This window comes from Cupriavidus sp. D384, from assembly GCF_001652915.1.
Classification (GTDB): domain Bacteria; phylum Pseudomonadota; class Gammaproteobacteria; order Burkholderiales; family Burkholderiaceae; genus Cupriavidus.
The window spans coordinates 113,976-135,046 of the sequence record NZ_BBQI01000092.1 but is presented as its reverse complement, the minus strand read 5'-3'; the positions used below and the strand labels follow the sequence as shown (position 1 = coordinate 135,046).

18 protein-coding genes are annotated in these 21,071 nt (G+C 57.0%); 10 read left to right on the top strand and 8 right to left on the bottom strand.

Going from position 1 to position 21,071, the window contains the following annotated elements; all coding sequences use genetic code 11:
* Positions 1 to 1,057, bottom strand: a 1,057-nt coding sequence (locus A9J21_RS21365) for a CaiB/BaiF CoA-transferase family protein (RefSeq protein ID WP_066739167.1), incomplete at its 3' end; no start/stop codon positions are given.
* Positions 1,058 to 1,074: 17 nt separating this feature from the next.
* On the bottom strand, positions 1,075 to 2,058 hold the full coding sequence (locus A9J21_RS21360) for a tripartite tricarboxylate transporter substrate binding protein (RefSeq protein ID WP_066739168.1): 984 nt from the start codon (positions 2,056 to 2,058) through the stop codon (positions 1,075 to 1,077).
* Positions 2,059 to 2,171: 113 nt separating this feature from the next.
* On the opposite strand from A9J21_RS21360, the gene A9J21_RS21355 reads away from it, so the two are divergent.
* Positions 2,172 to 3,155: a LysR family transcriptional regulator gene (locus tag A9J21_RS21355; protein ID WP_066739153.1), complete on the top strand. Its 984-nt coding sequence runs from the start codon at positions 2,172 to 2,174 to the stop codon at positions 3,153 to 3,155.
* 734 nt (positions 3,156 to 3,889) lie between these two features.
* Here A9J21_RS21355 and A9J21_RS21350 read toward each other — a convergent pair.
* A complete protein-coding gene (locus A9J21_RS21350; protein ID WP_066739152.1) occupies positions 3,890 to 4,783 on the bottom strand; it encodes a CoA ester lyase in 894 nt (297 codons plus the stop codon).
* Positions 4,784 to 4,898: 115 nt separating this feature from the next.
* Complete coding sequence (locus A9J21_RS21345; RefSeq protein ID WP_066739151.1) at positions 4,899 to 5,969, bottom strand: aromatic ring-hydroxylating dioxygenase subunit alpha; 1,071 nt, start codon at positions 5,967 to 5,969, stop codon at positions 4,899 to 4,901.
* 688 nt (positions 5,970 to 6,657) lie between these two features.
* Between A9J21_RS21345 and A9J21_RS21340 the strand changes: the two genes are divergently transcribed.
* Both A9J21_RS21340 and A9J21_RS21335 read left to right on the top strand, forming a co-directional pair.
* Positions 6,658 to 8,001, top strand: a complete 1,344-nt coding sequence (locus A9J21_RS21340) for a nucleobase:cation symporter-2 family protein (RefSeq protein ID WP_066739150.1) — start codon at positions 6,658 to 6,660, stop codon at positions 7,999 to 8,001.
* A gap of 153 nt (positions 8,002 to 8,154) precedes the next feature.
* Positions 8,155 to 9,234, top strand: a complete 1,080-nt coding sequence (locus A9J21_RS21335) for a porin (protein ID WP_066739149.1) — start codon at positions 8,155 to 8,157, stop codon at positions 9,232 to 9,234.
* A 173-nt stretch (positions 9,235 to 9,407) separates the two neighbouring features.
* Here A9J21_RS21335 and A9J21_RS21330 read toward each other — a convergent pair whose 3' ends face one another.
* On the bottom strand, positions 9,408 to 10,502 hold the full coding sequence (locus tag A9J21_RS21330) for a sugar phosphate isomerase/epimerase (RefSeq protein WP_066739148.1): 1,095 nt from the start codon (positions 10,500 to 10,502) through the stop codon (positions 9,408 to 9,410).
* A 35-nt stretch (positions 10,503 to 10,537) separates the two neighbouring features.
* On the bottom strand, positions 10,538 to 11,614 hold the full coding sequence (locus A9J21_RS21325) for an aromatic ring-hydroxylating dioxygenase subunit alpha (RefSeq protein WP_066739147.1): 1,077 nt from the start codon (positions 11,612 to 11,614) through the stop codon (positions 10,538 to 10,540).
* A 414-nt stretch (positions 11,615 to 12,028) separates the two neighbouring features.
* Between A9J21_RS21325 and A9J21_RS21320 the strand changes: the two genes are divergently transcribed.
* From A9J21_RS21320 to A9J21_RS21290, 7 genes are all read left to right on the top strand, one after another.
* Positions 12,029 to 12,691, top strand: coding sequence for a GntR family transcriptional regulator (locus A9J21_RS21320; protein WP_066739146.1), 663 nt, complete (start codon positions 12,029 to 12,031; stop codon positions 12,689 to 12,691).
* Between the two features lie 164 nt (positions 12,692 to 12,855).
* A complete protein-coding gene (locus A9J21_RS21315) occupies positions 12,856 to 13,707 on the top strand; it encodes an aromatic ring-hydroxylating dioxygenase subunit alpha (protein ID WP_066739145.1) in 852 nt (283 codons plus the stop codon).
* 22 nt (positions 13,708 to 13,729) lie between these two features.
* A complete protein-coding gene (locus tag A9J21_RS21310; protein ID WP_066739144.1) occupies positions 13,730 to 15,502 on the top strand; it encodes a Rieske 2Fe-2S domain-containing protein in 1,773 nt (590 codons plus the stop codon).
* Positions 15,503 to 15,512: 10 nt separating this feature from the next.
* The gene (locus tag A9J21_RS21305) at positions 15,513 to 16,187 is read left to right on the top strand and encodes a glutathione S-transferase family protein (protein WP_066739143.1); all 675 of its coding nucleotides are present in this window, start codon (positions 15,513 to 15,515) and stop codon (positions 16,185 to 16,187) included.
* Between the two features lie 119 nt (positions 16,188 to 16,306).
* Positions 16,307 to 17,413, top strand: coding sequence for an S-(hydroxymethyl)glutathione dehydrogenase/class III alcohol dehydrogenase (locus A9J21_RS21300; protein ID WP_066739142.1), 1,107 nt, complete (start codon positions 16,307 to 16,309; stop codon positions 17,411 to 17,413).
* Positions 17,414 to 17,427: 14 nt separating this feature from the next.
* On the top strand, positions 17,428 to 18,285 hold the full coding sequence (fghA, locus tag A9J21_RS21295; RefSeq protein WP_066739166.1) for an S-formylglutathione hydrolase: 858 nt from the start codon (positions 17,428 to 17,430) through the stop codon (positions 18,283 to 18,285).
* A gap of 71 nt (positions 18,286 to 18,356) precedes the next feature.
* On the top strand, positions 18,357 to 18,965 hold the full coding sequence (locus A9J21_RS21290; RefSeq protein WP_066739141.1) for a glutathione S-transferase family protein: 609 nt from the start codon (positions 18,357 to 18,359) through the stop codon (positions 18,963 to 18,965).
* A gap of 21 nt (positions 18,966 to 18,986) precedes the next feature.
* Here A9J21_RS21290 and A9J21_RS21285 read toward each other — a convergent pair whose 3' ends face one another.
* Together A9J21_RS21285 and A9J21_RS21280 are read right to left on the bottom strand one after the other, a co-directional pair.
* Positions 18,987 to 19,955 carry a LysR family transcriptional regulator gene (locus tag A9J21_RS21285; protein ID WP_082926544.1) on the bottom strand — a complete coding sequence of 323 codons (969 nt, stop codon included), beginning with the start codon at positions 19,953 to 19,955 and terminating at the stop codon, positions 18,987 to 18,989.
* Between the two features lie 91 nt (positions 19,956 to 20,046).
* On the bottom strand, positions 20,047 to 20,859 hold the full coding sequence (locus tag A9J21_RS21280; protein WP_066739140.1) for an outer membrane protein OmpK: 813 nt from the start codon (positions 20,857 to 20,859) through the stop codon (positions 20,047 to 20,049).
* Positions 20,860 to 21,071 lie beyond the last annotated feature (212 nt).

Below are 21,071 nucleotides of genomic sequence, written 5' to 3'. Positions count from 1 at the left end.
GGAAGGGGAGGGGAAAGCCGATATTCGAGACGGTGCCCAGGACCGGGTGCTCCGTTTCGACGACCAGTTGCCGAGCCTGGACTTGCGGATGAGCCAGAGCCTGGTCCAGCGTCTGGATCGGCGAGCAGGGCACACCAATTTTCTGTAGCGTATCCAGCCAGTAAGCGAGCGGCTGCGTCGAGAGGCGGGACTGCACCAGTTCGACCGTCCGGGTGAAGTTCTTCACACGCGCCGCATTGGTGACGAAATCCGGATGATCGACCCAGTCCTCGAGGTCGGCCACCGAGCAGAAGCGCTTCCATTGCGCGTCATTGCCGACGCCAAGCATCAACGGCCCATCGGCGGCATCGAATGCCTGGTAGGGCGACATGGACGGATGCGCAGTGCCCATGCGTTGCGGGGCCTTCCCGCTGCGCCAGTAGTTCTGTGCCATGTACCCCATGAATCCAAGAGCAGTCTCCATCAGTGCTACTTCCAGGTACGTGCCTTTGCCAGTGGTATGGCGCTCGAGCAGGGCAGCCAGGATGCCGCTGAGGGCGTGCATGCCCGTGCCGATGTCGACGGGCGAGAAACTTGCTCGCGCAAACTTCCCACCGGGTTCGCCCATGGTGCTGATCATGCCGCTGAACGCTTGCAGCATTACGTCATAGCCAGGCTCGTTACCCAGTGGGCCATCGCGCCCGTAGCCGGAGATCTCACAGTAGATCAGCCGAGGATTCAGGGCACTCAACGTGTCATAGTCCACGCCGAGCTTCCGGGCGGTACCGCCGCCGAAGCCCTGCAGCACCACGTCAGCATTGGCAGCCAACTGTTGCGCGATACGCTGGCCATCTTCGGTCTTGAGATCCAGCGCGATGCTGCGCTTGTTGTGATTGACGGCCAGAAACACGGCAGACTGGCCCGCATCCTGCGGAAGCCATCCACGCGTGTCGTCGCCGGAGCCTGGGGGTTCGACCTTGATCACATCGGCGCCCAGCTCGCCCAGGTATTGGCCGCAGAGGGGCCCGGCCAGCACCTTGCTCAGGTCCAGCACGCGAATGCCTTTCAGTGGTTGCATGGCTTGCGTTTCCTTTGTCATTCCGGCTGGATGCCAAGCCCGCGCGCTACGTCTGTCCATCGCTGAGCGTCAGTTCGGACGAAGCTGACGAGTTGGTCGGGACGCGTGGGCATCGGTTCGGCACCACGATTGCGCAGCGCGGCCACGTATTCAGGGTCGTTGACTGCCTTCGCCGAGGCTGCTCGCAAACGGTCGACGACGGCCTTGGGCGTCTGTGCATGTGCCTGCAGAGAGAACCAGAACTTCAGGTCTGCGCCGGGATATCCGGCTTCCTTCAGCGTCGGGACGTCCGGCAGCATTGGGGAGCGTTGCGCAGAAGTAATGGCAAGAGGTCGCAATTTTCCGCCCTGAATCTGGCCAATGCATGTGGTGAAGGAGTCGAATACGAAATCGACTTGGCCGGCCATGACGTCTGTGAGCGCTGGGGAGCTACCCTTGTACGGGACCGCCACCGCCTGGAACCCCGCTTTTTTCTGCAGCAGGGAGCCATAGATGTGCGGCGAGGATCCCGCGCCAAAGGTCGCGTACGTCAAGGCATCGGGTTTCGCTTTCGCGAGTTGGACGAGCTCGGCTAGTGTCTTTACCTTTAGCTTGTCCGGATGTACCACCAAGACGTTGGGCATGGAGCCAGTCGTCGCAATGGGGACGAAGTCTTTCCCCGGCAGGAAGCGCGCATGGGGGTACATCAGCGGATTCACGGCCTGCATGGCCACGGTGTTGTGCAACAGTGTGTAGCCGTCATTGCCGCTGTCGAGGACATGCTGAGCCCCGATATTGCCGCTGGCGCCGGGGCGATTGTCGATAACGACTGGCTGTCCCAACTCTTTCGAAAGGGCCGTAGCCAATAGGCGAGCGATGAAGTCGGTGGGCCCGCCGGCTGCAAACGGTACAACAATCCGGACAGGCTTGGTCGGCCAATCCGCGGCAAGGAGGGGACCTGCCAAGCCTGCCATTACGGAAGCAGTTGCCCCCAGCAGCAGTGTGCGTCGTGTCGGATTCATAATCGTCTCCTTTGGTTTTGCCCGTAGCATGACGATGGGCGGGATATAAGTCCAAGACAGGATTTAGATATCCGGTATAAGATTTCACGATAGCCACTTCTCCGAGGCGTTTCATGGCTCTCGAACTTCGTGCCCTGCGGGGATTTGTGACGGTGTGCGCGGCGGGCTCCATATCTCGCGCCGCGGAGCGTCTGCACATCGCGCAGCCTGCGCTCAGCCTCCAGATGAAGAACCTGGAGGAGGAGTTCGGCGCCGCGCTGCTCGAGCGAACGCCGCGGGGTGTTTTGGCCACGGCGGCAGGCGAGATGCTGCTGACTCATGCGGCCGACATCCTCCGGCGTGTGGATGTTGCGTACGAGGACATTCGGACAGCTATCAAGCAACCGCAAGGCCGGGTGGCTGTTGGGTTGCCTCAGTCCTTGGCCAAGCTGCTAACCGTGCCGCTCGTGAAGGAAGTCTGCGCGGAATGGCCAGGGATTGACCTTCAGATCATTGAGCAGAGCACCGGATACATTCCGCAAGGTCTGCTGACCGGCCATTTGGATATGGGGATGACCTTTGGTGGAACGCCTGAGCCCGGTCTGCGTGCCGATCGTGTGTTGGAAGAACGGCTATTGCTCGTCGGGCCGCCCGGCGCGCTGTCGAAACATGGTCGCAACGGAATCAACGCCGCAGTCAGTGTGCCGTTTTCCAGATTGCGCGAGTACCGCTTGATTCTTCCCGCTGGACTGCATGGTCTGCGCAGCCTTATCGACCGGTTCAGTGCATCCCATAGCACCGACCTTCAGGTCATTGCAGAAGTGAACGCAATCCCGGAGCTCATTTCGCTTGCGGCTGCCGGTGCGGGCTTCACGATTCTGTCTCATGCCTCCGTGCAAGAGGAGTGGCGAGGCGGCCTTGTGTCCTGCGCGCGCGTTGCCGAAGAGGGGTTCACGCGACAGGTCTACCTTTGCCGGGCGGCGACCCGACCGGCGTCGTTGGCTGTCACGAGCGTGTGGCAGCGTATTCTCGCCATAACCGGGAAGCTGGTAGACGGCGGGCAGTGGCCGGTTCACCGATTCACCGCTGGAGGGGAGGGGGCGGATATCCAACGGTGATGGACTGAGCCTCGTCTAGCCCAACTCAACTCCTCGCCTGGCTGCCCGACCGCGCAGCGGTCTCACAAGGATCGGGAGTGACAATGAAACGCTCGAGCGTAGGGATCTGGTTATTCCGAGCACATTTCAGAGCGTGCATAGAAAAGGGAATAACCTGAACATAAGCTCCCGGAAGCATATCCTCGCTTCTTTAGTGAGGATATCTTTCTTGAGGTATGAAAGGGAATGCCGAAGGCCCCCTGCATGCACGATGTCGGCTCCTTCCACCATCCAAGTTCTGGATGATTCCGACAGTCATTTCGAGCCACGGGCTATCTTCGCCCCCGTGCTGGTTGTCTCAGCGCTTCCCCCACAGCAACCAGTCTCCCTCCATCGCTGCCGTCTCTAGCCGACCAATGGAGCGGTCACCACCGAAGCCTTCTCGCTTGTAAGGCTGGGCCCTCCCGTCGGGCGGCTTTGCGCGTCGGCCGACGTGTGACATAAGCGTATACCGCTCTGCGGCCCTCATGATTGATACTGAATGACGTGAATATCGATGGCTGGTTATTCTAAATCGAAATAACCAATCTTATGGCTCCAAGAACGGCTAACTTGAGTGCTACTTTTCACGCCTGCATGCAGGCGACGTTTCGCGAGCCCTCCTACGAAAGGTCGTTGAAAACAAGAGTCAGTCGAAGGTAGCAGCGCAGCTTCATATGGCGGTTTCCACGGCATGCTGACGCATCGGTATCTCACTAATCGACCCCTTCAACGTCCTCCAGTATCCGATGCGCAAGCCGAAGATGAGGGCGGTCTATCATTTGGTCGTCCAGGCGCGCGACGCCCACGGTGCCTGGCTGCGCGAACGCTTCGACAACGCGACGCGCCCAGGCAATTTCATTATCACGGGGGGCGAACGCCTCATTGATCGGATCTACGTGTGACGGATGTCCCGCAGCCTTCGCAGAGAATCCGTCTCGCTTGGCCCATGCCGCTTCGCGAGCAATCTGCTCAGTATCACAGACCGCGGTGTTGACTGCATCAATCGCATCAACGCCAGCCTGGGCAGCCGCGAGAAGGCACATCGTCCGAGCGACTGCGAACGGTGGGGTCAAACTAGCGCCATCATGGGTGGTGAGAGTTCCGAGATCGGCAGCCAGGTCTTCGACACCCCACATCAGCGCTCTAAGGCGCAACGGTGCATTCCGGTAAGAGGAAAGTCCGAAGATGCCCTCCGTTGATTCTGTCGCCATTGCGATGATGCCAGTCTCCCAGTTTCCACCGAGCAAGGCGACTTCGAGTGCTGAAAGATAGTCGCACAGGCGAAAGACGTCCTGAACACCACGGCACTTTGGCAAGACAATCGCGTCAGGTATGTGCGGAATGACGGCGGCTAGATCGTTCAGGATATGAGGGGACGATAAGCTGTTGACTCGCACAAAGACCGATTGGGTCATGTGTTCGGCGTGCTCTGTGAGGAACGCTTTGAGGGTCTTGCGCGCATCAGATTTTCCAGTTTCCGGCACACTGTCCTCCAAATCGAAGATCAGTCCGTCTGCATTTGAACGAAGAGACGCAGCCAGCTTGCGTTCGCTGTCCGCAGGAACGAAAAGCAAGGAGCGGAGTTTGCGGGGGGCTGTCGTGCTCATGGGGGCCCAATATCTGACTATGTGCGGCAGCAGTGCTATGCCGCTGTCGCAGTTGTTGTAAAAAAAGAAGGTACGCAGTGAAGTTGCATACCTTCTCGTCTTCGAGATCGGAGACTTACTGCTGCTTTAAGTCGGCATACTTCCGGTTGCTTTCAATCTGCGGATCAAGAAGTGCCTTCCGGAAAGCGTCACGTCCTTCCTTATGCGCCTCGCTCAACTCGCGCAGCCACTTTCGGTACTGCACAGAGACCTTGTCAGTGACCACGGAAACCTCGTCACTCGTGAGGTCTTGAGGCCATTGGGACTCGATGACCGGTTGGTCCTCTGCGAATACCACGTTGTTGAAAGCGATGTGGAGATAGTCTGAGTCGCCAGCCTGCTCGCGTGCAAAGATGAGGAAATTCTTCGTCGTCGAGTCATCCACAGGGCAAGAAACGTTGAAAAGGACATGCAGCGAATCGCTGGTGTACTTCTTCACCGCCAGGTTGATAGCGAAGGGCATGCTGCAGTGGTAGGAGAACGTACCGATGGGAGCTTCGTCAGGAACGTCCATATCCTCCGGGGTCTCATAGACGAAGCGGAACTGACCGTTCACGCGGTCCATCGGAACCACAGGCGGTTCTGCGTTGTTGGGGTCAAAGAGCGTACCCGGATGTATGAAGGCGAAATGTGAGAAGTCGGTGAAGTTCTCCCACCGCCGCTCTGCCGTCGCCTTCCACCAGTAGGGTTCCTGGACGACGATGCGCATCTTCGGATTTTCTGCGGCACTGAAGTAAGGGATCTGAGTGCAGTCGTAGCTCGAATCCAGGCGAACCCAAATCAGTCCGTAGCGCTCTTCACAATCGAAGCTTGCGACACGCGCCTTGTTCGGAATGGGATTGTCTGGGCACGCCGGAATAACCTGGCACACCCCTTTTGTGTCGTACTGCCAGCCGTGATACGGACACTGAATGCGTCCATCCTGCACTTTGCCGCACGAAAGCTTTGCTGACCGGTGAGCGCACCGATCGCGCATGGCAACGTACTGTCCATCGAGCTTTGCAATGACGATCTGTTCATTAAGCAGTGTTACGCCCATTGGGCCGACACTCGAGGGGTGCGCCTTCTCTAGTTCTGTCACCGTGGCGACCGGATGCCAGAAATGTCGAAGGTAGTCCCTGTCGACCTTAGTAGGTTCGAGTTGCATGTCTTGATTCCTTGTGGTGGATAAGGTTGGTGCTTCTGATGTGCAAGGCGCCCGCTTATAGCGGGCGTCTATTCCCTTCTCGTCGACGGGGCATTCGTTGGGGCGAATGTGCCGTCGAACCGTCCTCCAATGCCTGTGTCGGCATTTCAGTATCCGCATCTGGTACACCACAAGGTAGTTTTGAGAGACCGAATCGTCAACCGAGGGAATTACCTGATCGCCGTTGCAAGAGAGTCCTGCGCAACTCTCCTAGTTCATTGAGAGATCAAGCAACGCACCTGCGACCAGCTTCCATACTGGGAAAGTCCGCTACTGTCGCGCTCATGCCACGATTTCTTGGCTGAGAGTGGTGCATCTCGCACCGTCCTGAAGAACTTCTGCACCGGATCCGTACGTCGGGAAAACACCGAGCAACAGCCTGCCCATCAGGTTCTTCAGCGGTGCTAATCTGGTATACCTGATGTCGCATAACTAAATTACGGAGGAGCACATGCCGCCAAGCTAGTCGCATTCGGCAGCTCAGTAGTAGGGCCTGATTCGTGGAGGAAGCTAGCCAAACGCTGTCACGCTGCACGAGGTAGTTGGAGATACCGAAGAGAGTTGCGCCAGACGCAGCCGAATTCCCAATCACTCAACAACGCACGGTGGGCCGTCGAAGCCCAAAAGCCCCCAATATCGGAGAAATCAGATGCAGCAGCGTAGCGTTGAAGAAAGAATCGGAGCGTTGTCGCTCCTTGTCCTTGGATGCCAGCATGTGCTTGTGATGTATGCAGGTGCAATTGCGATCCCGCTGGTCCTTGGCGCGGCCTTGAAACTGCCCAAAGAACAGATCGCGTTCCTGATCAACGCCGACCTCTTTGCATGCGGCGTTGCAACGCTGGTGCAGGCAATCGGAATTGGTGCATTCGGAATCCGGCTTCCCGTCATGATGGGTGTCACCTTTACGGCAATGGGACCGATGATTGCCATCGGTTCCGATCCGAGTGCAGGCCTTCTCGGAGTGTTTGGCGCAACTATCGGTGCAGGCGTAGTGGGTATCCTGCTTGCGCCAGTGGTGGGCAAACTACTGAGATTCTTCCCACCGGTCGTAACCGGCACGGAGATTCTTGCAGTGGGGCTATCTCTGATGGTCGTCGCAGCAAGCTGGTCGGCGGGTGGCTTCGGAAATCCCGACTTCGGCAACCCCCTGTACCTCGGCATCGCGGCGTCCGTTCTGGTCTCGATCCTTCTCCTTGTGCGGTTCACGAGAGGTTTCATCAGCAATATTGCAATCCTGCTTGGTCTGATGATTGGCTTCGTCATATCCGGGGCGCTTGGTCAGGTCACGATGGGTGAGGTACACGAAGCGCCCTGGTTCGGGTTCATCATCCCATTTCACTTCGGGATGCCGAAGTTCAGCTTTTGGCCGATTGTTGCCATGAGCATTGTGATGCTCGTGACGTTCATCGAGTCCGCTGGCATGTTCCTCGCGCTCGGGGAAATCGTCGATAAACCTGTAGGTGAGCGTGATCTGGTCCGCGGGTTCCGAGCGGATGGTCTGGGGACGATTATTGGCGGCGTATTCAATACGTTTCCATACACGTCGTATGCTCAGAACGTTGGCCTGGTAAGCGTGACGGGTATCAAGAGCCGCTGGGTGTGCGCGACGGCTGGTGTCTTGCTCATGATCCTGGGCCTGTTCCCGAAAGTCGCGATCATCGTCGCCTCGGTCCCACCATTCGTCCTTGGCGGTGCGGGCATCGTCATGTTCGGCATGGTGACAGCTAGTGGCATTAAGGTGCTGTCCAGGGTGGACCTGCATAGCGTGAAGAACCTCTACATCATCGCGATCAGTATCGCCGTAGGGATGCTCCCGGTTGTGTCGCCGAAGTTCTTCTCGAAGTTCCCGCCTGATTTGGCTCCAATTCTTGAGAGTCCAATTCTCATGACCGCCATCGTCGCAATCCTTCTGAACATCTTCTTCAACGGTGTCGGGGATACCAGCGAGGCAAAAGCATCGCTGATGGCGACCGCCAGAGAGGCCGATCTTTAAGTCAGACAGGGTGCAAAAGGCTGCGTCCGTCGAACACAGCCTAACCTCAACGCATACCTGAGACCCGCCGGTTTCGGCGGCAGATACATCCTACGCATCCTGCGCCGCGCGACTATTCGCGGGCGCAGCGGGCACCCTATACCCATTGCAATCATGCAGAACAATCGCTGGCAACTGGCCACGGCGGTAGCCGTTGGCATTCTCGGATGCGGAAGCTCGTTCTACGCACACGCTCAATCATCGGTGACCCTCTACGGACAGGCAGATAGCTATATAGGTACGAACAGAACCCCTGGGGCCGGCAGGTCCTACGTACTCGGCTCAGGTGGAATGCAGACCCCATATTGGGGAATCAAAGGAACAGAAGATCTTGGCGGGGGCATGAAGGCAATCTTTGACCTGAACGCCTTCTATCGAATCGATACCGGTAAGGGTGGTAGCTACGATGGTGAGCCGTTCTTCGCACGCAATGCATTCGTCGGAATGGAGCATGCGAACTACGGGACCATTCGACTTGGTCGGAATACCACCCCGTACTTCATCTCGACGATTCTCTTCAATCCTTTCATTGATTCCTACACGTTCGGGCCGGCCATTAATCACACCTATCTGCCTGCTTCAAATGGAACACTGTACGACCCGGGCGTGATTGGTGACACAGGGTGGGTCAACTCCATCGTCTACTCGACGCCGACCGTTGGGGGCTTTACGGTGAATCTCTCGTACGCCATGGGAGAGCAACCGGGCGCAGCGGGGAAAAACAAATGGGGGGGTAATGTCACATACTTTGGTGGAGCGTTGGCGGCAACTGTGGCGTTCCAGCAGGTCAAGTTCAACACTGTGCCAGGTGACGTGGTCGCGCCGGCATCGCTCGTAGGCTTCCAAAAGCAGAATGCTGTCCAGGCGGGAGTTAGCTATGACTTCACCGTAGTGAAGGCTTATGCTCAGGCCCAATACATCAAGTCAGATGTAAGTAGTGCAAGCGGAGACATTCGTCATATCAATGGGCTGCTCGGCGTGTCCGTACCAATCGGCGCAGGCTCTGTACTGTTATCGTATGGTTATGACCACACCAAGAACGATGTCGCCTCGTTCCGCCGTAACACGGTAGCCATCGGCTATGACTACAACCTGTCGAAGCGCACGGACATCTACGCAGCGTTTTACTACGACAAGCTATCCGATCAATCGCATGCGGATGCGGCTGGGGTCGGTTTGCGGCACAAGTTCTGAAATGAAGTCAGCGTGATCCTTGGCCGGTCCTTTTGGGCCGGCTTTTTTGTGCATGTCGTTCGCCGCCGAGACGCAAATGCAAAGCAGAAAAAAAGCGAGGGCCTCACGCCCTCGCAACATCACAACAACTACACGGAACGGTTTGTCAGGTGATCGTAGTCAGCTGGATCTTCTTAGGCTGCTACTTGGCCACGATACTGGTTGACGAAATCCTGGGCGCTCTTTCCCTTCTTGGCTTCCGCGATGGCAGCTCGCTCGGCGTACAGCTCCCGCACAAACTTCGCGACGAGGCAGCTATCGGCGAACATGTTGTACTTCCAGCCAAGGCCGTAGGCACCCAGGTTGATGTTGTCGATAGTCATGATTCGCATATTCGAATCGTCGGTCGACAGATGCTGGTCGATGACTTTCCGCACGAGTTCCTTGGTGCAGGCAAGCTTGTGTGCGTGCCAGAAGTCCGTGTGCCATTCACCCGGCTTCGGAAGACTGAACGGGTACTGAATCGACCGGCCGGGGCGGTCATAGCCGAGGCCATCCCACGGACCGGTCTCGAATGCCCACCAGTTCACCGGGCCATTCGGAGCTGCGGGGCGAACCTGGGTCCAGTGAACCATGTTTCGGTTCAGCCATTCGTCCGCGAAGCTGTCGTCGTTGTAGGGGTCGAGTTTGCGGATTGCTTCCTTGTCGCCTCGCATTTGCGAGACGGCATGTTCTACTTCGTTCTCGATTTTGAAAATGCAGTGGCTGTAGTCCATGCAGAAGTTGAACGGAACGCCACGCTTTTCAACGAGGTCTGCAACGCGGGAAACCCGGCGGAAGTCCTCGGACCACATGTCGACGTGGCTCTCGTACGTGATCGTGATGCCCTTCTTTTCTGCGTACTCGTACGTGTTCAGATAGGAGGTTACGACTTCCTCATCGGTGATGTAATGGCCGTCGGCATGTTTCGCCCAGACCATCAGATTGTGGTACTTGGCGCCCACTTCCTTGGTCCGGTCGACGTTCTCACGGATCTTCGCTTCGTCGACGCCCAGCGTGTAGGTCCAACTGCCTGACAGAACAGGGAAGTTGTAGTGCTGGCTCGCCTTGATGTATTCATCCAGCGACTTGTCATCCGGAGGGATGCGGTCCACGAAATCCCACAGTCCCGACTCCTTCTGCAGCCGGAATTGCTCCATCACCGGCAGTTCCTCTTCGGACACCGGATTTTCGAGCGACGACGGAAAGACTCCACGGCCAGCGCAGCCGATCAAGAACATCGGTTTCATTCTTCCTCCTTCAGTGAGTAGTTGTATGGCTTGGGTCACGAAGCCAATTCGTCCCGGACGTTCGTGCAAAGTGCTGCAGTGAAAGCGTCCTTGCCCTTGACGGCGGCCATGGAGAGCTCGCGATGCCATTTGCGATACTGGATCGACACCTTGTCGGTCGCGACAGAGATTTCGCCGCTGGAGATTTCGGCAGGCCATTGCGATTGGATGATGGGCTGATCCTCTTCCAGAACGCGTTTCTGGAACGCCAAGTGCATGTGGTCAGGCTGACCGTCTTTCTCACGCACGATGATCATGAAGTTCCGACAGGTTTTCTCGTCGACAGGACAGGCCGTCGTCCAGAGAATGAAGCGAGAGTCGTCGCGCCAGAGCTTGATTTCCAGGTTGATGGAGTAAGGCATCGTGCAGCGATAGTCGAAGTCACCCATCGGCGCTTCTTCCGGAATGCCGTCCATCTCGCGAGGCGGAGCCAGCTTGAACTGCAGTTCACCGTCCACACGATTCACCAGTACGGTGGGATGACTCGCAAAGAACGGGTCGTAAAGCGTACCCGGGTGAACGAACGCAAAGTGCGAGAAGTCCGTGAAGTTCTCCCAACGACGTTCTGCGACGGTATTCCAGATATAGGAGTCCGCCACAATGACCTGCATGTTGGGATTGTCCCAGTCGGCGAGATAGGGAATCTCGGTGCAGTCGAAGCTGTTGTCCAGCCTCACCCAGACGATGTCGTATTTCACTTCGCAATCGAAGGTGCTGACCTTGGCGCGCGGAGGGATGGACTTATCAGGGCACGCCGGGACCAACTTGCAGGTGCCACTCTTGTCGTATTCCCAGCCGTGATAGGGGCACTGGATGAAATCTTCGCCGTTCTTGTTGCAGACCTTGCCGAGAGAAAGCTTTGCGGAGCGGTGTGCGCAGCGGTCGGCTGCGGCGACGATCTTGCCATTCAGGCGGGCGAGCACAACTTGCTCGCCAAGCAGTGTCACGGCCATCGGGCCATGACCCGACGGTTGAGAGCGTTCGAACTCGGCCAGTGTGCAAACCGGATGCCAGAAATGCCGCAGATACGTCTTGTCCTCGAGGAGAGGCTTGTACTGCTCACTCACACTCATTTTTTACTCCAGTGGGGGTTCAGGTGCGATGCCAAAGATACTCGTCTGGTCAGCCAAACGCTCTATCTGGTATACCAGCCTATAGAGCGTGAAATAGCGCGGCAATCAGGGATTACCCCGTTCGGTTTCAGACGTGAGTGGACACAGTGGCACGATGCGTGCCAGCTATGAGGCGTTGCTGTCGCAAAGGCGTGCGTGTGAGGCTAGGTAACGGCGTACTTGGTGTCGCCTTCGAAGGTGAGCTGTACTCTGCGATTCAGCGGAGTCGGCTCATCAACATAGTGCATTAATGATTGTGGTGCGTAATGCGCCAGAATGGTGATGCGTGCACAACAGGGATACCATATCGGTGATCTGGTCGACCAGTTACAATGGCGAAAATTCACGTAGACGTATGCACCGGAACCCGGACTTATGCTAACCCAAAAAATTGTAGGCTCGATTTCCGATGCGATCTATCACAGGAAGCTGCCACCTGGGACGAAGCTGAACGAGCGAGACATCGCTGACCTGTTTGGTGTCAGTCGGACCGTCGTGCGGCAAGCTCTGATTCGGCTGTCACAAGATGGCCTGGTCGACATCTCGCCAAAGCGCTCGTCTGCGGTATGGCGCCCGACATTCGATGATGCTTTCGAGCTTTACCAGATGCTGCTAGTACTGGAAAGCGGTGTCATCGACCAGGTGGTGAAGAGTATTACTCCCGACCAACTGAAGGCTCTGCGCGCGCACACGGAAAAGGAACGGCATGCATTTGAGAAGGGCAAGCACGATCTTGGTGACAAGCTTGGTCGTGAGTTTCACTCCTTGCTGCTCTCGTTCCTGAACAATGAAACGCTGAACCAGATCCATTCACAGCTTCGCCGTCGTGAGGCGCTCATCAATGCGATGTTCCGGGTCGGTTTTGACTATTGTCAGCTACGTGACGAGCATGGAAAGCTCGTGGCCTGTTTGGAGAAGCGCGACGCAGCAGCGGCGAAGGAGTTGTTGGCGTCTCACTACAATCTGGTGATCCGCGGCTACCGCTTCGATGCCTCTGCCGCTCCGGATGTCGACCTCAAGACTGCTTTGTCGCTGTAACGCCCTCTGCGCCGCCTCCAACTCTCTGGCGGCGCCTCCCACCTCCCCCGTTTTTTCTCCCACTAAGTAGTTTCCCCACGTGCAATCCGCTTGGCGCATCGGCTTCTTTGCTATACATTCTGGTATACCAGTTAGGACATCTAACGAGCCACGCAGGAGGCGTAGTGAAAGCAGATCAGTTGCTGTTTGAGGATTGGCATCCGGTGGCGGCCCTGGAAGACTTCGTTCCCGGCCGCACGTTCAGGTCGCGACTTTTGGGTCGCCCAATCAGTTTCAGGAAGGAGGACGGAGTCCTTTCCGGGGATTGGGGCGACGACGGCAAGTCGCAACCACTGTCAGTCAAGGAGGCGTACGGCGCGGTCTGGGCGTCGTTCTCCGCGACCCCGCGGGAGCTGTTCCCTGTCCCAGAATTTGCGGAAGTCGACCGGCGCGTTGTGAGTGCCGGGTCGACACGGGTCAACGTGTCGGGTCCGCGTGCTATCGAGAACTTTCTCGATATGGCGCATTTCCCGTTCGTGCACACGGACATTCTCGGAGCCGAGCCGCTCACCGAAGTCCTCCCGTACAACGTGACGCATGACGTGGAGCGAGATGAAATCATCGCCACAGAATGCCGGTTTGCGCAGCCTCGCGCCTCTGCGACAGCCGTGGAGCCGATCGAGACGCAATACACCTACCGCGTCACGCGACCGAACATCGCCATTCTCTATAAGACGTGCCCGCCGGATCCGTCGCGCTGGGACGTGCTTTGTCTGTTTGTGCAGCCAGTCGATGAAGACTGGTGCATTGCGCACACGATCATGTGCTACGTAGACGAAGTGAACACCGATGAGCAACTGCGGAAGTTCCAGCAGACGATCTTCGGCCAGGATCTGATGATTCTGATTAACCAGGTTCCTAAACGCTTGCCGCTCGCTGTGAGCAAGGAGAACCCGGTCCGCGCAGACGTACTTGCCACGGCCTATCGACGCTGGTTGCGAGAAAGTGACCTCCGCTACGGCGTGATTCGAGACTGATACACAAAGATTGTCCCCCGCTATGAACACATTCGACAGAAACGGTTGGTACCCGATTGCCAGTGCGGCAGACCTTCCGGCACGACACGTATATCAGGCCACCCTCGCAGGGCAGGAACTGGCCGTCTGGCGAGACGACAATGGGCTCGTCAATGCCTGGGAGAACCGCTGCCCCCACCGTGGCTTGCGACTTTCGCTGGGTGTGAACCTCGGCCACGAGCTTCGCTGCCAGTATCACGGCTGGACGTATGAGAGTGGTGGTGGCCAATGCACGTTCGTGCCGGCGCACCGGGACCGCGACGCGAGTCAGACTACGTCCGCCTGTGCTCACACGTTTGCAGTGCGTGAGTCGGAAGGCTTGGTTTGGGCTTCTTTGGGAAATCCAACTGGTGACCCAGGCAAGAGCTCGGCGACGAAGGGTGGCACAGTGCGAACGCAGTTGCGCAGCCTCCCGTTCAACGTATCGGCCGAAGGAGTCGAGAGCGGCTTGATTTCCCACGCCAATCAATTCGCAGAAGTGTTCGGCGAAAGCTGGGGTTCTGTCGAGGCTCAACAGCCCGCTGACGGAGTCGTGGAACTGCATGTCCCCGGATCCTCGGAGCGTTCAATTCGCCTCATCATACAACCGCATTCTGCGGCCAAGGCAATTGTTCACGCTCAAGCTGTGTCGAGCGGCCATGCCACACTCGCATTCCGCAAGCAGTTCGCACAAGTACTCAACGAGGTGCGACGGGCTCTCGAAACTGAAGCAGAAATTGCGCCAGTCACGATGGCCAAGGGTATGCCCGTTACGCAGACAGCATCCGTGACTGAATCAGTTGTCGTGCCGTTCCCTCGGACCTCAAGCACAGAAATCAAGTGCCGTGTCGGAGCGAAAGTCCAGGAAACTGCAGATATTGTCTCGCTGAGTCTCATTCCGATGGGGCAGCCTATGCCTCAGTTGTCGCCCGGCATGCACGTCAGCGTGACAACGCCTGCAGGATGCGTGCGTCAGTACTCGGTCGTGAACGCACCGCAAGAGCGTGATGCCATTGTTATCGGCGTGAAGCTCGAGCCGCAGTCGCGTGGCGGCTCGCGTTCGATGCACGAGCAAGTCCAAGAAGGTACGGAGCTGCTCATCACAGTGCCCCGCAATGGCTTTCCTCTGAAGCGTACAGGACGTCGTCCGGTGCTAGTGGCAGGTGGTATCGGTATTACGCCGATTCTTGCCATGGCTCAGGCCCTGCATGCTAATGGCGATGACTTTGAGATGCACTATTTCTGCCGCGGTGCGGAACATGTCCCCTTCGGAGATCGCCTTCGCTCGCTCGGGGAGAAGGTGTTCATTCACGCTGGTCTCGATCCCGCCGAGACCCGTTGCAAGCTCGATGAGGTAATCGGAGCGAAAGCTCCGGATGCGACGGACGTTTATACGTGCGGTCCTGGTCCGATGATCAACACGGTCGCAGACGTTGCGACACAGATGGGAATCCCCGAAGAAAACGTTCGATTTGAACTGTTCAAAAATGACGATGTGCCTACTGGTGGCGATGCCTTCGAGGTCGAGCTCTCCGTCTCTGGAAAGACATTCACTGTACCCAGCGATAAATCGCTCCTCAAGGCGTGCTGGGAGAACGGCGTTCAGATTGAGGCGTCGTGCGAGCAGGGTGTATGCGGGACGTGCATGACAGGCGTCGTTAGTGGCGACCTTGAACATCACGATACGTATCTTTCCAAGCAAGAACGAGCGAGTGGCAAGTTGATCATGCCGTGCGTATCGCGTTGCAAGTCCGGAAAGCTGGTGCTCGATCTTTGAAAGGCTGCACATGATTACCCTTTACGACTACGAACTGTCCGGCAACTGCTACAAGGTGAGGTTGTTGCTCAGCATCCTCGGTCTCGAGTATGTCAACGAGCCGGTCGAGTTCTATCCAAGCCGAGAGCACAAGTCAGATGCTTTCCTACGCGTCAATCCGCTGGGGCAGCTTCCGGCGTTGAAGGACGATGAAGTCACGCTGCGGGACGCCCAGGCAATTCTGGTCTATCTCGCTCGAAAGTACGACAAGTCTGGACTTTGGTACCCCGTCAATCGCCCTGCATTGATGGGAGAGCTTCAGATGTGGCTTGCATTTGCAGACAGTCTCACCGGGTCCATTTCTGCGGCTCGGCTGCACGACCTGTTCTTCTTCGACTTCGATGCTGCCGCCTGCCAACGTCGGGCCCATGACCTGCTTCGCGTGTTGGACGAGCATCTGTGGGACCGAGAGCAATCAGGAGGGGCCTACTTGTGCGACGCACAGCATCCGACAGTCGCGGACTTGGCATGTTTCCCTTACATCGCGTTGTCTGACGAGGGTGGTGTTTCCTTGTCGGACTATCCCGCAGTTCGTCGTTGGACGGACCGCGTGAAGCGAATCCCAGGCTTCGTGGTGATGTCTGGTGTGTTCCCGGCAGGGGCAGCTCTGGAAGAGCCGGTTGTGGCCGCCGCCCTAGCAAGTTAGTAAAGAACGTTCAACCCTTCAGGCCCCCCTTCCGTTTAGTCCATCCTTCAGACAAGGAGTGAACGGCGGGGCGAAGGCGGAGCATTAGTTCCCTCCCCAACCTAGCAAACAGAAAGATCATGAAGACAAAAGCTGCAGTCGCATGGAAAGCGGGTTCGCCCCTGACTATTGAAGAAGTGGACCTGCAAGGTCCTCGAGCCGGTGAAGTCCTAGTTGAGATCAAGGCCACCGGAATTTGCCATACGGACTACTACACCCTGTCCGGCGCGGATCCCGAAGGCATCTTTCCGGCAATTCTGGGCCATGAAGGTGCAGGCATTGTTACCGAGGTAGGGGCAGGCGTGACGTCACTACGGCCAGGCGACCACGTAATTCCCCTCTACACCCCGGAATGCCGCCAGTGCAAGTTCTGCTTGTCGCAGAAGACGAATCTCTGCCAGGCGATCCGTTCGACGCAGGGCAAGGGCCTGATGCCCGACGGAACATCCCGTTTCTCGATTGACGGCAAGCCGCTGTTTCACTATATGGGCACGTCGACGTTCGCAAATCACATCGTGGTGCCGGAGATTGCCTTGGCGAAGATTCGCCCGGACGCACCTTTCGATAAGGTTTGCTACATCGGTTGTGGTGTGACGACTGGGATTGGCGCAGTTCTCTTTACCGCGAAGGTCGAGGCTGGTGCGAACGTGGTTGTATTTGGCCTGGGCGGCATCGGTCTGAACGTGATCCAGGCAGCCAAGATGGTTGGTGCCAATAAGATCATTGGTGTTGACCTGAACCCTGGACGCGAGGCCATGGCGCGTAAGTTCGGGATGACCCATTTCGTGAATCCCCAGGATGTGGAAAACGTGGTGGACCATATCATCCAGCTGACAGATGGCGGTGCTGACTACTCGTTCGAGTGCATCGGCAACACGAAGGTCATGCGCCAGGCACTGGAGTGCTGCCACAAGGGTTGGGGGCAGTCCATCGTCATCGGCGTGGCGGAGGCGGGAGCAGAGATCTCGACGCGACCGTTCCAACTGGTGACGGGGCGTGAGTGGAAAGGCTCGGCCTTCGGCGGTGCGCGTGGCCGTACCGACGTACCGAAGATTGTCGATTGGTACATGGAGGGTAAGCTGAACATCGATGACCTGATTACCCACACGATGCCGCTCGAACGCATCAATGAAGGTTTCGATCTGATGAAGCGGGGTGAATCGATCCGCGGCGTCGTCCTCTATTGATGTGGTACTTCGAAATGAAAACTCTCGAGATCGTTTCGGAGCATGGCTGCCTCGGTGGCGTCCAGCGCTTCTATCAGCATGAATCGAAGGTGGTCGGGACGCCGATGCGATTCTCGGTCTTTCTGCCCACCAAAGCGCTGAAGGGCGAACCGTGTCCGGCAGTCTTTTACTTGGCAGGCTTGACCTGTACCGAGGAGACGTTTCCAGCCAAGGCCGGCGCGCAGCGCGTCGCGGCCGAACTCGACGTAATACTCATCGCTCCCGATACGAGCCCTCGCGGCCTCGAAATCCCGGGTGACCGGGAGAGCTGGGACTTCGGAGTGGGCGCTGGGTTCTACGTTGATGCGACCGACGCGCCGTGGTCGGCCAACTATCGGATGTACAGCTACGTTTCCGAAGAACTCTATCGCTTGGCGCTGGAAGAATTGCCGGTCGATAGCAGCAGGGTCGGAATCATGGGTCATTCGATGGGCGGGCACGGTGCCCTGGTTCTAGCGTTGAGAAATCCGGATCGGTTCCGGTCGGTGTCCGCATTTGCGCCGATCTCCAATCCGATGCAATGTCCTTGGGGAATCAAGGCCTTCACGCGCTACCTGGGCACAGATCAAGCTGCGTGGGAAGCTTATGACGCATCGGCGCTGATCCGTAAGGCTGGTCGCGAAGTGTTCCCGGGTGGCATTTTGGTGGACCAAGGGCTGGACGACAAATTCTTGGAAGAGCAACTGCTTCCCGAGAATTTGGAGGCAGCGTGCTTGGCGGCTGGTCAGCGGTTGACGCTCCGACGTCATGCTGGATTTGACCACGGCTACTACTTCATCGCGTCGTTTATCGAAAGTCATCTCAGGCACCACGCGGCGGAGTTGTCTGCGTAGCGCCAATACCAAGTGTCTCAACCGCAGGTTTGGCGTTCCATTAGGAACGCCTTTTTTTGTCTGGAGTGTTCATGATCCGTTTGTATGACTTCGAGTTGTCGGGCAGCTGCTACAAGGTCCGTCTGCTGCTGAGTATGCTGAGCGTGCCGTACGAAAAGGTTCCGGTTGATTTCATCAACAAGGAACACAAGACGGATAAGTTTCTCAAGATCAATCCGTTCGGCGAGATCCCAGTTCTGGAGGATGGCAGCGTCACGTTGCGCGACGCACAGGCAATCCTGTCCTACATCGCTCGCAAGTACGACAAGCTTGGCATCTGGTATCCGACCGACGCACAAGGAACGGGGCGGGTCAATCAGTGGCTATCGACCGGCGGCAACGAGATCATGAATGCCGCCGGCGCACGGCTCGTGAAGATCCTCAACTATCCGCTGAGTCTCGGCAAGCTGCATGAGGGTGCGCACCGCGCCTTTGCGATCATGGATAAGCATCTGTCGAATCGCGACTGGCTTGAGTTGGGGCACCCGACCATTGCCGACATCGCCTGCTTCCCCTACACCGCCTTGGCGGGTGAGGGCGGCATCGACCTTTCGGGATACCCGAACATCCTGGCGTGGATTGAGCGGTTCAAGGAGATTCCTGGTTTCATCCCGATGCCAGGGATCGAAAAGAGAGCCTAACGCTACTTATTGCTGAAGGGGTCAGCCGTCAATGTTGCTAGAGCGTAGCGTGGACCGCTCGCCAACATAGGGGCTGTAGGTATCGATGTCTTCAATGCACTCTGACATCAGTCCAACGAACTCCTTCAGCTTCTTGCCCGCAAATCGCTGCTTCTGATAGGCGCAGAAGATCCTGCGCCGTTCTGGCTTCCACTGAGGAAGCACTGGTACGAGAATCCTACGTGCGACCTCGGGTTGGACGAAGAAATCCGGCAGCAACGCGATGCCGAATCCGTCGATACAAAACGTCTTCATGACCCAGTAGTCGTTTGTGGTGATGTCGGATCGGTGCAGGTAGGGCTGGCTTCCTCCGGATGAATGGAGCATTGGAGCGGATTTGCCATGCCCGAGTGACTCTTTCAGAACGATGGACTCATGCTTGGACACATCCAGCGGGGTGACAGGATTGCCTCTTCGCTTCAGATAGATGGGGCTTGCATAGAGGCCATAGCTGATGCGTCCCAGTCCCTTTCCGATGAGATTAGGGATGTCCGGAGGCGTTGCGCAAACATAGCAGTCGGGAGCTGCGCTATCTACGGCCTCGGGCCTGCCGGCGATATCCAGATTGAATTTGACGTTTGGAAATCGGCTGAGGAATAGCTTCGCGACATGACACACGAAAGTTGTGCTGAATTCGCTGTCGGACAGCACGGACAACGCCCCAGAGACTCCAGTGTCCAGCTCCTGAATCTGGACTTTGGCCATGTCGAGACGGCTGGCAACGTCATTTAGTATTGATTCGCAGTGCGCGAAGAAGGCGCGTCCAGCCTCTGTTGGCGCCATGCCGCGCGCCTGGCGATTAAACAGCGTCGCCCCGAGCTGCTGTTCCAACGCGAGAAGCTGGCGACTAAGGGTCGCCTTTGATATGCCTGTCATCGCTTCAGCGCGCGTAAGGCTACCGTTTCGCATGACTGCGGCAAACGCTTCTATGACCCTCAAATCGAACTGCACGTGTGCCTCTCCGAAGCTGTCTTAGTGCTACTTTAGCCCGAGATGACGGGCACCGGCGCGACGCCGGTGCCTTTGGTGCGGGTTCTGTGGGCTAGAGCTTCCACTGAACGACTACCTGGGGGACAGTCTCGTTGACGCCGGAAGAGCCAAACTTGTTTCGCCAGTATTGGAGTTCAACACCAACAAAGAACTTGTCGCGGTATCCGAATAGATCTCCAACATCGAGTTTGAGCTGCGGCTCAGCGAGTATCTGGGAGGAACACGATCCGTGAGCGCCGATGAAATCTACGTAGCCGTCAAACATGAAGCGAGCTCTCCCAATGCTGAAGGGTAGTTGCCAATAGGGAGTGATCTGGTAACCAGTCGCGATCCTGCCGCACAAAAACCCACCACCATACCCGCCATATGTGCCTGCATCGCGATAGGCCAGGACGTCGACATTGAGGAAATTGAAGTGAGGGACGTTGAGGTCAACGGTTCCGCCATAAACAAGGACACGAGAGTTTGAGCGGAACGCGCTGTTTCGTGCACCATAGTTGTAACCGGCAGTGATGCCGAGATCCTTGATTGGGCCCCATGACAGGTCGTGCTTAGACATCTTCGAAAGACTCAAAGTAACTTGACCTTCGCTATATAGGTCCGCCGAGTTCCCGTCTGCGTCGTTAGCCTTTGACATCAAGAGGAAGAAGTAGCTACGCCCCCAACCGAACCCAGTGCTGTTCTGAAACTCCACCAAGTTTTTTGCGATCCGCGGACCGCCGCTGGCGCCGTTGTCATTGAAGTTGGAACCGTATCGATACTGAAAATCGCTTGTGCTCCAATCAGCAGCTCTTGTCTCGGAAACCGTGACAAGAGCGACCAGTACTACCATCCAGAAAGAAAATAATCGGATGAAAGATTTCATTTGAGATGATAAATGGAGAAGTACGCCTAAGCGAAGCTTCGGATTGATATTGGAAATGCCTTGGGCAGCGATCTTGTATTTGCCGTGCTCGGGATTTACTGGCTACGCTTTCTACCGACCCCACCTGGATAAATCAAATCGTCGGTTTCTGATATCGGGTCAGTAGGTATTCGAAAGTTGGGGCAGTTTTTCATTTGTTTTTCGGGGCGAAA